Raw genomic sequence first — 15,004 nt, 5'->3', positions numbered from 1 at the left:
TTGGACTCATGTTCGTGCGCGGAGCACGCTGGAGGCATGAAACGTGTTCGACTCCTGCTTCTCACCGCATTGGCGCCCATCTCATGGGGGACGACGTACTTCGTGACGACGGAGCTGCTTCCGCCGGGGCATCCGCTCTTCGCAGCCCTTCTCCGGTCGCTGCCCGCAGGGCTCCTGGCGCTCGTCCTCGCGCGCCGTCTCCCCCGCGGGGCGTGGTGGGGGAAGTCTCTCGTGCTCGGCGGGCTGAACATCGGCGCATTCTTCCCGCTGCTGTTCCTGGCTGCCGAACGACTCCCCGGCGGCGCCGCAGCCGCGGTGGCCGGAGCGCAGCCTCTCATCGTGCTGGTGCTGGGCTCACTCATGCTGCACGATCGGATCCGCCCGGCTGCGGCCATCGCTGCCGTGACCGGTGCCGGAGGAGTCGCCCTGGTGGCGCTCGGCCCTGCTGCGCGACTCGATGCGCTGGGGATCGCTGCGGCCGTGGGCGGCGTGACGGCAACGGGGTTCGGGATGATCCTCACGAAGAAATGGGGGCGCCCACCGGGCGTCGGCCCCGTCGCCTACGCGGGCTGGCAGCTCACCGCAGGCGGACTCCTGCTACTCCCGGTGACTGTTCTCCTCGAAGGCGCGCCTCCCGTGATCGACGCCCCGGCGATGCTCGGATACCTGTGGCTCGCGACGGTCGGCGGCCTCATCGCCTACACCCTGTGGTTCCACGGCATTCAGCAGCTTCCGGTGGTCGCCCCCGGGCTCCTCGCGCTGCTCTCGCCGGTCGTGGCGGCCGTCCTGGGAATCGTGACGGGAGAGTCGTTCACGCTCGTTCAAACGCTCGGAATCGTCGCGGTGCTCGGGGCGCTCGTCGGCGGACAGCTCGTCTCGCGCCCTCGATCGACGACGTCGACGGACTCAGCGAGTGCTGCCGGCGTCGCATCGACGCCCCGCAGCCATGACCGCGCGACTCAGCTCTTGCCGAAGAGCTTCTGAATCTCGGCGAGGTCGGCCTCGGTCGGTGCCTTCGCCCCGCCGCCCAGGCCGAAGCCCGAACCCGTCGGCTGCGATGCCGTGGCGACGCCGGCGTTCTCGGCCGCGCGCTTCGCCGGGTTGCCGGAGCGGGATCCGCCCGACGACTTGGCCTTCTTGCCGCGCTTGGACGATGCGCCCGGGCGTCCCATGCCCGGTACCGCACCCATTCCCGGAATGTTCGGAGTGCCACCGCGAGCCACGGTCTTCATCATTTTCGCTGCCTGCTCGAAGCGGGCGACCAGCTGGTTGACGTCGGTCACCGTCATTCCGGAACCACGAGCGATGCGCAGGCGACGCGAGCCGTTGAGGACCTTCGGGTTGCGGCGCTCCCCCGGGGTCATCGAGCGGATGATCGCCTCGGTGCGGTCGATCTCCTTCTCGTCGAAGTCTTCCAGCTGCTGCTTCATCTGGCCCATACCGGGGAGCATCCCCAGCATCTTCTTCATCGAGCCCATCTTCTTCATCTGCTGAAGCTGGTCGAGGAAATCTTCGAGCGTGAACTGCTCTGTCGCGAGCTTCTCCGCCATCTTGACGGCCTCTTCCTCATCGAAGGCCTGCTGGGCCTGCTCGATGAGGGTGAGGATGTCTCCGAGGTCGAGGATGCGGCTCGCCATACGGTCGGGGTGGAAGGCCTCGAGGTCTTCGAGCCGCTCGCCCGTCGATGCGAAGATGATCGGGCGACCGGTGATCGATGCCACGGAGAGCGCGGCGCCACCGCGCGCGTCGCCGTCGAGCTTCGACAGCACGACACCGGTGAAGTCGACGCCTTCCTGGAAGGCCTTGGCCGTGTTGACGGCGTCCTGACCGATCATCGCGTCGATGACGAACAAGACCTCGTCCGGGTCGACGGCCTTGCGGATGTCGGCGGCCTGCTTCATGAGTTCGGCATCGACACCGAGGCGTCCGGCCGTGTCGATGATGACCACGTCGTGCTGCTGACGTCGTGCGTAGTCGACACCCTCACGCGAGACCTTGACCGGGTCGCCGACGCCGTTGCCGGGCTGGGGTGCGTAGACGGCTGCACCCGCCTGCTCGGCGACGACCTGCAGCTGGTTCACGGCATTCGGGCGCTGCAGGTCGGCGGCGACCAGAAGCGGCGTGTGGCCTTCGCCTTCGAGCTGCTTGGCGAGCTTTCCTGCGAACGTCGTCTTTCCGGAGCCCTGCAGGCCCGCGAGCATGATCACCGTCGGCGCGGTCTTGGCGAACTGCAGTCGGCGCTGCTCGCCGCCGAGGATCTGCACGAGCTCTTCGTTGACGATCTGCACGACCTGCTGCGCGGGGTTCAACGCCTTGTTGACCTCGTCGCCGAGCGCGCGTTCGCGCACCTTCGCCGTGAAGTCCTTGACAACGACCAGCGCGACGTCGGCGTCGAGCAGGGCACGCCGGATCTCCCGTACCGTGCCGTCGACGTCGCTTGCTGTGAGCTTTCCCTTCGTGCGCAGATTGCGGAAGGTCTCAGTGAGCCGATCGGAGAGCGTGCCAAACGTAGCCATGGTGCGTACGATTCTACGCGAGTCGCCCGCACTCCCCCGTATCGGAGGCGGAACCGCCTCAGATCGACCAGGGGAGGTCGTACACGAGTCCCAGCGCCTCGCGGAGAACGGCATCCGGCGATCCCTGCCCCGCACCCTCCTCGGCCCACACCCGCAGTGACGACAGCACGGCGGTGGCGTGCGCCGCTCCCAGGATGTCCGCTCGCACGACGTCGATCTCCGCGCCGCGCGCGGCACGCGCCACCGCCGCCGACAGACGAGCGTGTCGAACGCCCGTGTCGCGCTCCAGTTCGTCCTGCAGACCCATCGCCGCAGAATTGCGGAGTGCCAGCGCGAGCGGGTCGGGCTCGAAGTCGTGCACGATTCCGGCCAGGATGGCGCGGACGGAGGCGCCATCGGCGCGGGGCCCGAGGGCGTCCAGCGCATCGACCGCACGCGCGATGCGGGCATCGACTCCCGACCACAGGACGTCGCCCTTGGAGGAGAAGTAGTTGAAGAAGCTCGACCGACTCACTCCGGCACGCTGCGTGATGTCGGCGACGGACGTCGCGTCGTAGCCCTGCTCGAGGAAGAGTTCGCACGCGGCCTCAGCCAGCGTCTCGCGGGATGACGCCTTGGGGCGCCCTGCGCGACCGGTCGTGTTCATGGCTTCACGCTACCGCGCGGCGGCGATGCGAACGATCGTCGCGACCACGGGTATTGTTGGACGCACTCCAACAATCTCGTTGCAAGGGAGACAGGATGCTCGAAATCGTCACCGCCGGCCTCGCGCCGGACTTCGTTCCGTACCCGGCCGGGTGGCAGCTGCAGCGCGACATCCACTCCGGTGTCGTCGACGGCACCCGGCCCGACACCCTCGTGCTCCTGGAGCATGAAGCCGTCTACACGGCTGGCAAACGCACCGAGCCGCACGAGCGTCCCACCGACGGCACACCGGTGATCGACGTCGATCGCGGAGGCAAGATCACCTGGCATGGTCCCGGTCAACTCGTGGGATACCCGATCGTGCGGCTCCCGGAGCCGATCGACGTGGTTGCCCATGTGCGTCGACTGGAGCGGTTGCTCATCGAGGTGCTGCGCCCCCTCGGCGTGAACGGGTACCAGGTCGAGGGCCGCAGCGGCGTGTGGGTGCGGCGCCCCCTTTCCGAGGACAAGGTCGCCGCGATCGGCGTGCGCGTGCAGCAGGGAGTGACCATGCACGGCTTCGCGATCAACTGCGACAACACGCTCTCCGGCTTCCGCGGGATCATCCCGTGCGGCATCACCGACGCCGGAGTGACCACGGTGAGCGAGATCGTGGGGCGCGACGTCGCCCCCGCAGACGTCATCGACTCGGTCATCGATCTGTTCACCCACGAGTACGCAGGAGTTTCCGCATGACCGCCGTTCCCGAAGGACGCAAGCTGCTTCGCCTCGAGGTCCGCAACGCGGAGACCCCGATCGAGCGCAAGCCGGAGTGGATTCGTACGAAGGCCAAGATGGGCCCCGAGTACACCGCGCTCCAATCGCTGGTGAAGAGCGAAGACCTGCACACCGTCTGCCAGGAAGCGGGATGCCCCAACATCTTCGAGTGCTGGGAGGACCGTGAGGCGACCTTCCTCATCGGCGGTTCTCAGTGCACCCGCCGCTGCGACTTCTGCCAGATCGACACCGGCAAGCCGGATGACTACGACACCGATGAACCGCGTCGAGTCGCCGAGAGCGTCGCCCGGATGAACCTGCGATACGCCACTGTGACGAGCGTCGCGCGCGACGACCTTCCCGACACGGGTGCATGGCTCAACGCCGAGACCGTCCGAAAGATCCACGAACTCAATCCGAACACCGGTGTCGAGCTGCTCGCCAACGAGCACAACGCCGATCCCGCGTTCCTCGGTCAGATCTTCGATGCCCGCCCCGAGGTGTTCGCGCACAACGTCGAAACCGTTCCGCGCATCTTCAAGCGGATCCGGCCCGCGTTCCGTTACGAGCGCTCGCTCGACGTGATCACCCAGGGTCGCAGCGCCGGGCTCATCACGAAGTCCAACCTCATCCTCGGCATGGGCGAGGAGCCGGAAGAGGTGGTCCAGGCCCTTCACGACCTCCACGAGGCGGGCTGCGACATCATCACCATCACCCAGTACCTGCGACCGTCGCCGCGGCATCTTCCCGTGGCTCGGTGGGTGAAGCCCGCCGAGTTCGTCGAGTTCAAGGAAGAGGCGGAGCGCATCGGCTTCCTCGGCGTCCTCGCCGGTCCTCTCGTGCGCTCGTCCTATCGAGCCGGACGGCTGTGGGCGCAGTCGATGGTCTCGAAGGGACGGGAGATCCCGCCGCACCTCGCACACATCGCCGAGAGCGCCGACCTAGGGTTCGCCCAAGCGGTCTGAGACCGCGTCAGTCGGCGCTCATCACCGACTGAACGGTGCCATCGGATCCGAGGTTCACCAGGAGCACGTCATCGGTCGAGTCCGCGTCGAGCGCGTACTCGAGCACCGCGAACGGTTCGGATCCACCGTGCTCGTCGGCCAGGATCGTCATGCTCATCAGCCGGAGCGACCGGATGATGTCGACCGCCGGATCGCCGGAGACATCGACCAAGACCTCGACGAGCTCGTCGCCGTATGCCTCCTGCTGTTGCAGGATGTACTCCGTCACCTCACTGGTGCGATCGTCGACTTCGGCGAGCATGCCTCTGCGCGACGTGTCGTCGACGGACTCCAGGCCGGCGATGAGCGACGCGGCGATGTCGAGTGCCTCTTGGGACACATCGTCCTGGTCGGGAGCGGTGAGATCGACGGTGACACTCTGATCACCGAGTTCGACGGTCTCCGACCAGAAGATCGAGCCGTCTGGGCCGGAGGAGAGGAGCCCGAAGTAGTCGTGTTCGATCGCCATACCGCTATGAAACCAGCCTCATGCTCACGACGGTAGTCCCGTCCTCAACCGACAAGCCCCTGCACGAAGACGTGCGGGGTGAAACCTGTGAGGTCATCGATGCCCTCACCTTGGCCGAGAAGCTTGACGGGGATGCCCGTGCGCTCCTGCACGGCGAGGACGAAACCGCCCTTCGCGGAGCCGTCGAGCTTGGTCAGCACGAGCCCGGTGACCCCGGCATGCTCGAGGAAGGACTCGGCCTGCATCACGCCGTTCTGCCCGGTGGTCGCGTCGAGCACGAGCAGCACCTCGCTGATCGGCGCCTGCTTCTCGATGACTCGACGGATCTTCGACAGTTCGTCCATCAGGCCGCCCTTGGTGTGGAGGCGCCCTGCGGTGTCGATGATCGCGATCTCGATGCCCTCGCGCACTGCGTACTCCACCGTCTGGAATGCGACCGAGGCGGGGTCCTGACCCTCCTGCTGCGGGCGGACGATGGCCGCTCCCCCGCGCTGCGCCCAGGTCGCCAGCTGGTCGACGGCTGCGGCACGGAAGGTATCTGCGGCGCCCACGACCACGCTGCGCTGGAAACCACGCAGGAACTTCGTGAACTTGCCGATGGTCGTCGTCTTCCCGACGCCGTTCACGCCCACGACGAGGACGACGGCCGGACGCTCGGTCAGTTTGAGCGTGGTGTCGAACTTCGCGAAATGCTCCTCGAGCGTCTCGCGCAGCATCCGCTGAAGGTCCTGCGGATCCGTCGTGCGGAATCGCTCGACCTTCACGCGCAACTCGTCGACGATCCGCTCGCTGATGTCGGGACCGAAATCAGCGGTGATCAGAGCCGTCTCGAGGTCGTCCCACGTGGACTCATCGATCGTGGGCTTGACGAACATGCCGCGCAGCGCGCGACCGAGAGACCAGGACTTATCCGCCATGTCTCCAGCCTACGTGCACGGCAGCATCCCGACCGCGCGCCGCTCCCTGCGGGGTTCAGCTGACGGCGGAAGCGCGATCGCCGACGCGCTGACCCACGACGGCGGAGACGCCGTCCTGGCGCATGGATACACCGTAGAGGGCGTCGGCAATCTCCATCGTCCGCTTCTGGTGGGTGATCACCAGAAGCTGGGAGCTCTCTCGCAGCTGCTCGAAAACCGTCAGCAGTCGACCGAGGTTCGCATCGTCGAGCGCCGCTTCGACCTCGTCGAGGATGTAGAACGGGCTGGGGCGTGCTTTGAAGATCGCGACGAGAAGCGCGACGGCGGCGAGCGAACGCTCTCCACCCGACAGCAGCGAGAGGCGCTCGATCTTCTTGCCGACCGGACGCACCGACACCTCGATACCGGTCGTCAGCATGTTGTCGGGATCCGTCAACGAGATGCTGCCCGATCCACCCGGGAAGAGCAGTGGGAAGACTTCGCCGAACGCCTGCTTGGTGTCTTCGAACGCGCTGGCGAAGATCGTCTGCATCCGCTCGTCGAGATCGGCGATGATCGTCATCAGATCCTGACGGGTCTGCGTAAGATCGGCCAACTGCTCGGTGAGGAAGGCGTGCCTATGCTCGAGAGCGCCGAACTCCTCCAGAGCCAACGGATTGACCCGGCCGAGCTGAGCGAGCTTGCGTTCGGCCTCGGCGAGCCTGCGTTGCTGGATCCGACGGTCGAAGGGGATGGTCAGGTCGACGTCGATTTCATGGTCGGAAGCGACCTCGCCGACATCTCTCGGCACGGGCTGATCCGGCCCGTATTCCGCGACGAGAATATCTTCGTCGAGCGCCAGCTCCGAGGCGACCCGCTCCAGAAGACTTGTCAGATGCAACTTCTTCTCGTGAATCTGCAGTTCGAGCCCGTGCACGCTCTCCGTCAGGCCTGCCAGGCGCTCGCGAAGCGATGACTCCTGCAGGCGAAGCGCGGTCAGCTCTTCGTTCTGCGCCGACCGAGCCGACTCCGCCTCGGTGAGGGCGACGCGCGCCTCGACGACGGATCTGTCGAGCGAGTCGAGCACGCGTGGGAGCTCCGAGGCGACGGCTGCGGCCGCCTCGCGCTGCGCACGACGGATGACGGCACGCCGCGCTGCTTCGGCGGCGGCATCGCGCTCCTGCTCGCGCTGGCGTTCCAGGCCGGTCACGCGGGACTGGGCCGCACGGACACGCTCTCGCAGTGTCTCGATCTCGAGACGTGCGCGAACCTCTCCTTCACGAGCCGCTTCGAGAGCCTCGAGCAGGCTGTCGCGCGCCGAGGCATCGAGTACGGGGCGGGGCGCGGAGACGGCATCGTCCAGTTCCCGCTTGGTCGCCTCGGCTCGCGCTTCCGCGTCGGCGACCGCGGCCTGGGCCTGAGCAAGCCCGGTCTCCAGACGCTCGCACTCGGCGACGGATGCCTCGTGCTGGACCGTGATGCGATTCACCTGTTCAGCATGGCTCGCGAGCGCAGCATCCAACTCACGAAGTGCGCGCAGCGCCTCCTTGGATTCGCGCCGCGTCTTCTCGACGGCCTCGTTGGCGTCTTCGCGTGCCTCGCGAAGCGAGTCCACGATGACCTGCACCTCGACGAGGCGTTCCTGCGCGGCATCGCGTTCCGCCGCGAGCTCCAGGCGGGAGCGTTCGCCCCCGGAGCCGGTACGCAGCGTCTGTGCCGTGATCACCTCACCGCCGACCGTCACGATCGTCGTCGAGGTGTCCTCGATGAGATCGAGCTCCGTGCGAGCGCGTCGGGCCGCATCGAGGTCTTCGGCGATCAGCACGTGCGCCAGTATCCCGAGCACGCCGGCGGGTGCCTCGACGGCGTCGACCGCAGGCGTCACTCCCGCGAGCTCGGGAAGCACCACGGCCGCCCGCAGAGACTCTGCGGCGACGAAATCCACGACGCCCCGCCGTCGCTCGGCGGCTTCGGAGGCCAGGGCGAAAGCATCGGCGTGCGTGTCCACGAGCACGCCCTCTGCCAACGGGCCGAGGACAGCGGCCACCGCCGCTTCGAATCCCGCCTTCACCTGCACCGCATCACCGACGAGGCCGCGGATTCCCGGGCCTCCGGCCTTCACGAACTCGGCCGATCCTCCCGACAGAGCCAGAGCGCTGCCGAGCGCGGCAGCCTTCGCCGTCAGCGCGTCGACTTCGCGCTCCGCGGCATGAAGCCGCTCACGCAGGGTCTCCCGTTCGGCTTCCGCGGCCGTCGCCTGGCGCTGAGCGCTCTCGTAGGCCGCCGAGCACTCCGCCGCAGATCCATCGGGTGCCTCCGCGTCCTCGATGGACTCCAGCGCCTCCGCCGCCTCGCGCCGACGGTCGTTCGCCGCGTCGAGAGCGTTCTCCTGACGGAGGACGGCTCCCCGCACCGCTGCCAGCGTCGATGCTGCCGAATCCGCATTGCCGCGCAGCGTGCTCAGCCGCATGTCGTACTGCGAGACCAATGCGCTCTGCTCGGCGATGTCGACATCGAGGGTGTCGAGTTCGGCCCGGGCGAGGACCACCTCGCGGCTCGCCGCCACAGCTGCGTCCTGGGCATCGCCGAGGCCTGCGGAGATCTCGGTGATCTCGTCCTTCGCCTCGTCGATCGTGGATTGGGTCACGGTCACAGCCGTCACGGCGGCATCGTCGTCGTCCGAGCCGAGGAGCGCAAGTCGCTGGTTCGCGAGCGTGTAGAGACCGCGCATGCGCTCCTGCACCTGCTCGAGTCCGAACGCGACGCTGCGCGCCTCGTCAACCGCGATCGAATTCTGGTGCTGCTCGAGCCGAGCGATGCTCGCGCGGACGGTCTCCGCCTGGTCGGAGAGCACGAGGCGCTCCGTGTGCCGCTCGTGCTCGGTGCGCGTGTGATCGGCCAGGGCCGTGCGCAATGCGACGACGTCGTCCGCGAAGATCCGCGCTTTGGCGTCACGGACCACGGCCGCGATCGTCTGTGCTTCCCGGGCGATCTCGGCCTGACGACCGAGCGGCTTGAGCTGTCGGCGGATCTCTCCCGCCAGATCGCTCAGGCGCGTGAGGTTGGTCTCCATCGCATCGAGCTTGCGCACCGTCTTCTCTTTGCGACGACGGTGCTTGAGGATGCCGGCGGCTTCCTCGATGAACCCGCGACGGTCTTCCGGAGAGGCTTGCAGGACCGTGTCGAGTCGGCCCTGGCCGACGATCACGTGCATCTCCCGACCGAGGCCGGAATCGCTCAGCAGTTCCTGCACATCGAGCAGACGACAGCTGTCCCCGTTGATCGCGTACTCGCTGGCGCCACTGCGGAACAGGGTGCGACTGATCGTGACCTCGGCGTAGTCGATGGGCAGTGCGCCGTCGCTGTTGTCGATGGTGAGCTGCACTTCGGCGCGGCCGAGCGGCCCGCGCGTCGACGTGCCGGCGAAGATGACGTCTTCCATCTTTCCGCCACGCAGCGTCTTGGCACCCTGTTCGCCCATGACCCAGGCGAGGCCGTCGACCACGTTGGACTTGCCGGAACCGTTCGGGCCGACGATGCACGTGACGCCGGGTTCGAAGACGAAACTCGTCGGCTGCGCGAACGATTTGAAGCCTTTGAGGGTCAGGCTCTTCAGATGCATCGGGGCACCGATCGTTCGGGGAGATTCACGCCCACACGATACCGGAGTTCCATCGCTGCACCCCGCGCCCGCGCGGAGAATCCGCGACACGGATCACGGGCGACACGCCGCGGGAACACCAGGATGCTTGACGCCACCGGGCCTCCTTCGCTACCGTGGGCCACCGACGTCTTCTCGAAAGGAGGTTACCGATGATGTTCTTCACACACACCGCACAGGCCACTGGCCTTGTCGCGCGCGCATTTTCCGCGCTGCGCCCCGCGCATTCGGTAACCGACCTCGGCGTCCGCGACCTCACTCTGGCGTAGACCCGCGTCGTTCCAGGCTGCCTGACCTTCGGGTCGGTCACCTCGTCGCCCCTCCGCGCCCACCCCGGGTCTCTCGACTCCACGGGGTCTCTCGCCGGTCTCCGGCATCCGCGCTCCCTCCACCCGAACCACGCCGGCTCTTCTTCGCCGCGTCTCGGCCTGCGACAGCGCACTTCCTCCGCATCTCCTCCTTCGAAGGAAACCACCGTGAACACCACGTTGTCCCACACCACCACCCACCCACCGGATACCGAGGACCAACAGATCCTTCGCATCCCCGCACCCGAGGAGCTGCGCGCACTCGCGTTCGCAGACCGGCTGTCGTTCCGGATCGGGCTCTGGTTGCTCGAACGGGCTCAGCGCCCCGTTCGTCGCCGCAGCCGGAACACTGCTCCGGCACGGACGCTGTTCCTCGACGCCCAGCACCTCAGTGCACGCGAGACCAGCACGATCCTCGCGTACCACCTCCAGCGTCAGATGCATTGAGAAGGAGACAGAGATGACCATCCCCCTCCCTGCAGGCGCAACCCTGCATCCGCTCGTGGTCCCGGCCCGAGCGGATGCAGCGGACGCGGGCGAGTTCCGCGAGCTCGCCCGCGTCCGCAACACGATCTACCGCGAACTCACCGGCCGGGACGAGCAGGACCTCTCGCCCGCCGAGCTGATCCCGATCCTCCGATCCCGCACCGAACGCACGACGTACGTGTGGACGATCCGTCAGGCCGACGAGGTCGTGGGGCGCGCCGTCGTCGACGTCCCCCACGAAGAAGGATCGCGAGTGGTGATCGCGACGATCGAACTGCAGCCCCGCGTGTGGGGGCAGGGCATCGGCCGAGCGGTCCTACCGCACCTCGAGGCGATCGCCCGTCGGCACGACCGCACCGTGATCCAGAACTGGACGGAGCAGCCGGCGCAGGACGGGCCGCGGCTCGACTCCCCGACGGGATTCGGCAGCGTTCCAGACGACCATGTCGCACGGTTCCTCGCACGCAATGGCTTCACCCTCGAACAGGTCTATCGCGTTAGCGTGCTGGACCTCGATGCGACCACCTCCGCGCGCATCGCGTCGCTGTCTGCGGAGGCGCACTCCGCGGCCACGGGATATCGGCTCGTGCAGTGGACCCTCCCGACGCCCGGCGAGCATGTCGCCGGGTACGCATGGCTGAAGTCACGGATGTCGACCGACGCCCCCTCGGCCGGACTCGAAGCCGACGAGGAGCACTGGGACGACGCGCGCATCCGGGCGATGGAGAGCCGTCTGGCCGAGATGGGGCACACGCTGCTCGTCACCGCCGCCGAGCACGTCGACACCGGGGAGCTCGCCGCATTCACCGAACTGAGCATCGGCCTCGACCACACCGCGACCACCCACCAGGACGACACGCTCGTGCTGCGCGAGCATCGCGGTCACCGCCTCGGTCTCCTGGTCAAGACCGCGGCACTGGACGCCTGGTCCACGATCGCTCCGGACTCACGGCGCGTGATCACGTACAACGCCGAAGAGAACCGTCCGATGCTGTCGATCAACGAAGCCATGGGCTTCACCGCACGCGCCTACGAAGGCGCCTGGAAGAAGGAACTGACATGACCGTCGAACTGACGATCAGTCCCATCACCGTGCCCCTGTCGCTCGATGCGCCCGATGCTGCGGACTTCGTCGCTCTCGGGGACCTCGGCCGCCAGATCTGCGACGAACTGGTCGGGCTCCCCGATCTCGCCGAGACAGCGGCGCAGATGCTCGTGCCGTGGAACGACACCGAAGACACCGTGCACACCGGTTTCGTCGCCCGACGAGGCGATGACATCGTCGGGATGGTGACGATCGACTACGTGCAGGAAGAAGGCGCCCGCACCGCAGAGATCGATCTGCTCGTTCCCGAAGCCTCCTGGGGGCAGGGCGTCGAAGACGCTCTGCTCGAGCGCGCCGAAGACGAAGCGCGTCGCCGCGGACGAAGCATCCTGCAGTTGTGGAGCCTGCACCGGGCGACCGAGACGGAGCGGATGCTGACGCCGAAGACCGGGTGGGGCCGTGTGACGGCGATTGCGCTGACCGACCTCCTGGAACAGCGCGGATTCCGCCTCGAGCAGGTCGAACGCAACAGCGAGCTCGACCTGCGTGGCGACGTGGAGCCGCTGCGACGAACGCTCGAAGAGGCCCGCGCCTTCGCAGGCGACGACTACCGTCTCGTCGAGTGGAACCTGCCGACACCGCCCGCATTGCGTGACGGCTACGCGGGGGTGCTCGCGCGTCTGGTGACAGATGCTCCGAGCGGCGACATGGAGTTCGACGCCGAGGAGTGGGATGCCGCGCGCGTCGTGCGACGCGATGGGCGGCTCACGAGCGCGGGGCAGTTGCTCTCGGTGGCGGCCGTCGAACATGTTCCGTCCGCCACGATCGTGGCGTACAACGAACTCCTCATCGGCGAGGATCGCACCGGGGTGACTCACCAGTTCGGCACGCTGGTGACCCGTGAGCACCGCGGACATCGTCTGGGCATGATCGTGAAGTGCGCGAATCTTCTGCGCTGGCGCGAGCAGGCTCCGCTCTCTCCGCGAGTGTCGACGTTCAACGCCGAAGAGAACAGACCGATGCTCGACATCAACGAGGCCGTCGGGTTCGTCCCGGTGTCCTACGCGGGGGCCTGGCAGAAGAAGATCTGACCGGGCGGGGAGATCATTCGATCGGATGATCTCCCCCACCCGGAGTCATCCGCGCGGGCGATGACGCCGACGACGGCCGAGGCGAGGCTGGAAGCATGAATGCTCCCGTCATCGAAGCTCACGCTCTCACCAAGGATTTCGGCACGACCCGCGCTCTCGCCGGGATCGACCTGACGATCATGCGCGGAGAGTCCGTCGCCATCATGGGTGCGTCCGGTTCCGGCAAGACGACCCTGCTCCACGTTCTCGCCGGGATCGTGTCGCCGAGCAGCGGCGCCGTGTCGTTCCATCCCGCAGGCGAACACGCGATCGACGTCACGGGGCTGGGGGAATCAGCCCGGTCCCGTCTTCGACGCGAGCGCTTCGGATTCGTCTTCCAGCAGGGACTCCTGATCCCGGAGCTCACCGCCGTCGAGAACGTGGCACTGGCATCGATGATCAACGGCATCGCGCGCAAGGATGCCGTCGCGCACGCCGCTTCCTGGCTCGCGGCCCTCGGCCTCGCCGGCATGGAGGACCGCCGCATCGGCGAACTCTCCGGAGGGCAGGCGCAGCGCGTGGCGATCGCTCGCGCTCAGGCGACGGGTGCCGAGCTGGTGTTCGCGGATGAGCCCACGGGAGCGCTGGATTCCGGCACGTCGACCGAGGTGATGGATGCCCTGCTGTGGTCGACGACGGGACAGGGACGCACACTCGTCGTCGTCACTCACGACGCCGACGTCGCCGCGCGGTGCTCGCGCACGATCGCCGTCCGCGATGGACGCATCGTCTCGGCGGCGGTGCCCTCGTGAACGCCTCGACGATGATCTTCCTCCTGCGTCCGTCGAAGGATCAGACCGGCATCCTGGTTCTGCCGATCGTCGCGTTCGCCATGGTCACGACACTGGTGATGACCGTGATCGGAGGGGCCCAGTCCTTCTGGGGGTGGACAGATCCGGAAGCTCCGATCTACCAGATACTCGCCACCATCGCCCTGGTGCTCCTCGTCGTGCCGTTGACATCTCTCGGAGGCGCAGCCGCGCGCCTGTCGGCCCGTCGACGAGATGAACGACTCTCGACACTCCGCCTGCTCGGCGTGACGCCATCCGGGGTCGCGACCCTCACCGTGATCGAGTCCGTGCTGCTCGCGGGCACTGGTGCACTCCTCGGCGGCGTCGGCCATCTCGTGCTCAGCCCGTTGATCGGCCTCATCCCCTTCCGGGGAGGACCGCTCGGCCAGTCCGCGGTGGTTCTGTCGCCCCTGAACATCCTCATCGTCGTGGTATCCGTCCTCGTCCTCGCAGCCGTGAGCGCCGCGATCGGCCTGCGCCGAGTGTCGATCTCGCCGCTCGGCGTGAGGATGCGCACGACGGCGACGAAGGTGCACTGGATCCGTGCCGTCATCGCCGCGAGCGTTCTCGCGACCGCGTTCGCCGTCATCTCGGTGTTCCCCGGTGCCGGTGGATACGTCGCGACCGTCGTCGTCATCGCCGGCATGTTCGCCGGGGTCTTGGCCGTATTGAACCTCGTCGGCCCGTGGGTGCTCAAGGTCACCGCCACGAACCAGCTTCGCCGAGCCGAGAAGCCCGAACGACTCCTCGCGGCACGACTGGTGCTGGATTCTCCGAAGTCCGCCTGGCGACAGGTCGGCGGCGTCGCGATGTCGAGCTTCATGGCCGTCTTCGCCGGCACGGGTGTCTCCGTCATGTCCACCATGAGCGACGCCGGTGCGGCACCCGAAGACCTCGCACTCGTCACCGACATGCGCACCGGCCTGATCATCACCCTCGTTGCGTCGTTCCTCATGGTCGCCGTATCCGTGAGCATCAATCAGGCGTCCGAGGTACTCGATCAACGCCCGCTCCACCGGAGCCTGCACCACCTCGGCGTTCCGCTCGACACGGTCGATCGTGCGCGCAGACGCGCCGTCATGTCTCCGCTGCTCATCACGGCCATCGGCTCCGCGCTCTGCGCCGGCGTGCTGGTCTTCCCGCTGATGGGCCTCGCGCTGATCACGGCTCCGCTGTCCCTCGTCACCATCGCCGGCGTCGTCATGGTCGGCATCGGCGTCGTGTGGATCAGCACCCGTGCAACGCAGCCCCTGCTCGCTCGATCCTTCGCGGCAGCGTGAAGATCGGCGAACCGCGG

13 protein-coding genes are annotated in these 15,004 nt (G+C 67.4%); 8 read left to right on the top strand and 5 right to left on the bottom strand.

All coding sequences use genetic code 11. The features are described 5' to 3' along the window. Positions 1–36 precede the first annotated feature (36 nt). Positions 37–984 (top strand): EamA family transporter, encoded by a 948-nt coding sequence (locus tag ACIOSY_RS10010; RefSeq protein ID WP_400852730.1) that lies wholly within the window; start codon positions 37–39, stop codon positions 982–984. On the opposite strand, the gene ffh is transcribed toward ACIOSY_RS10010, so the two are convergent. Then, positions 960–2,516: a signal recognition particle protein gene (gene ffh / locus ACIOSY_RS10005; RefSeq protein ID WP_400852728.1), complete on the bottom strand. Its 1,557-nt coding sequence runs from the start codon at positions 2,514–2,516 to the stop codon at positions 960–962. The genes ACIOSY_RS10010 and ffh overlap by 25 nt on opposite strands. A 58-nt stretch (positions 2,517–2,574) precedes the next feature. Next, entirely contained in the window at positions 2,575–3,162 is a 588-nt protein-coding gene (locus ACIOSY_RS10000; RefSeq protein WP_400852726.1) for a TetR/AcrR family transcriptional regulator, read from the bottom strand. A 95-nt stretch (positions 3,163–3,257) separates the two neighbouring features. On the opposite strand from ACIOSY_RS10000, the gene lipB reads away from it, so the two are divergent. Both lipB and lipA read left to right on the top strand, forming a co-directional pair. Further along, complete coding sequence (lipB, locus tag ACIOSY_RS09995) at positions 3,258–3,896, top strand: lipoyl(octanoyl) transferase LipB (protein WP_400852724.1); 639 nt, start codon at positions 3,258–3,260, stop codon at positions 3,894–3,896. After that, on the top strand, positions 3,893–4,882 hold the full coding sequence (gene lipA / locus ACIOSY_RS09990) for a lipoyl synthase (protein ID WP_400852722.1): 990 nt from the start codon (positions 3,893–3,895) through the stop codon (positions 4,880–4,882). Before lipB ends, lipA begins: the two co-directional genes overlap by 4 nt. A 7-nt stretch (positions 4,883–4,889) precedes the next feature. On the opposite strand, the gene ACIOSY_RS09985 is transcribed toward lipA, so the two are convergent. Genes ACIOSY_RS09985 through smc form a run of 3 tightly spaced genes read right to left on the bottom strand, consistent with a single transcriptional unit; the run spans position 4,890 to position 9,908 of the window. Further along, a complete protein-coding gene (locus ACIOSY_RS09985; protein ID WP_400852720.1) occupies positions 4,890–5,390 on the bottom strand; it encodes a DUF2004 domain-containing protein in 501 nt (166 codons plus the stop codon). A gap of 44 nt (positions 5,391–5,434) precedes the next feature. Then, positions 5,435–6,307 (bottom strand): signal recognition particle-docking protein FtsY, encoded by an 873-nt coding sequence (gene ftsY / locus ACIOSY_RS09980; RefSeq protein ID WP_400852718.1) that lies wholly within the window; start codon positions 6,305–6,307, stop codon positions 5,435–5,437. Between the two features lie 55 nt (positions 6,308–6,362). Further along, positions 6,363–9,908, bottom strand: a complete 3,546-nt coding sequence (smc, locus tag ACIOSY_RS09975; RefSeq protein ID WP_400852716.1) for a chromosome segregation protein SMC — start codon at positions 9,906–9,908, stop codon at positions 6,363–6,365. A 515-nt stretch (positions 9,909–10,423) separates the two neighbouring features. Between smc and ACIOSY_RS09970 the strand changes: the two genes are divergently transcribed. From ACIOSY_RS09970 to ACIOSY_RS09950, 5 genes are all read left to right on the top strand, one after another. Then, positions 10,424–10,702 (top strand): hypothetical protein, encoded by a 279-nt coding sequence (locus tag ACIOSY_RS09970; protein WP_400852714.1) that lies wholly within the window; start codon positions 10,424–10,426, stop codon positions 10,700–10,702. A gap of 13 nt (positions 10,703–10,715) precedes the next feature. Then, positions 10,716–11,804, top strand: coding sequence for a GNAT family N-acetyltransferase (locus ACIOSY_RS09965; RefSeq protein ID WP_400852712.1), 1,089 nt, complete (start codon positions 10,716–10,718; stop codon positions 11,802–11,804). Continuing rightward, positions 11,801–12,877: a GNAT family N-acetyltransferase gene (locus ACIOSY_RS09960; RefSeq protein WP_400852710.1), complete on the top strand. Its 1,077-nt coding sequence runs from the start codon at positions 11,801–11,803 to the stop codon at positions 12,875–12,877. The genes ACIOSY_RS09965 and ACIOSY_RS09960 overlap by 4 nt, the downstream gene beginning before the upstream one ends. A gap of 95 nt (positions 12,878–12,972) precedes the next feature. After that, positions 12,973–13,668 (top strand): ABC transporter ATP-binding protein, encoded by a 696-nt coding sequence (locus ACIOSY_RS09955; protein WP_400852708.1) that lies wholly within the window; start codon positions 12,973–12,975, stop codon positions 13,666–13,668. Then, entirely contained in the window at positions 13,665–14,987 is a 1,323-nt protein-coding gene (locus ACIOSY_RS09950) for a permease (RefSeq protein WP_400852706.1), read from the top strand. Before ACIOSY_RS09955 ends, ACIOSY_RS09950 begins: the two co-directional genes overlap by 4 nt. Positions 14,988–15,004: the final 17 nt, after the last annotated feature.

Origin of the sequence: Microbacterium sp. NPDC087665 (genome assembly GCF_044743285.1) — a bacterium.
Classification (GTDB): Bacteria; Actinomycetota; Actinomycetes; order Actinomycetales; family Microbacteriaceae; genus Microbacterium.
The sequence above is the reverse complement of the archived record's forward strand: the minus strand, read 5'-3'. Positions and strand labels throughout refer to the sequence as shown.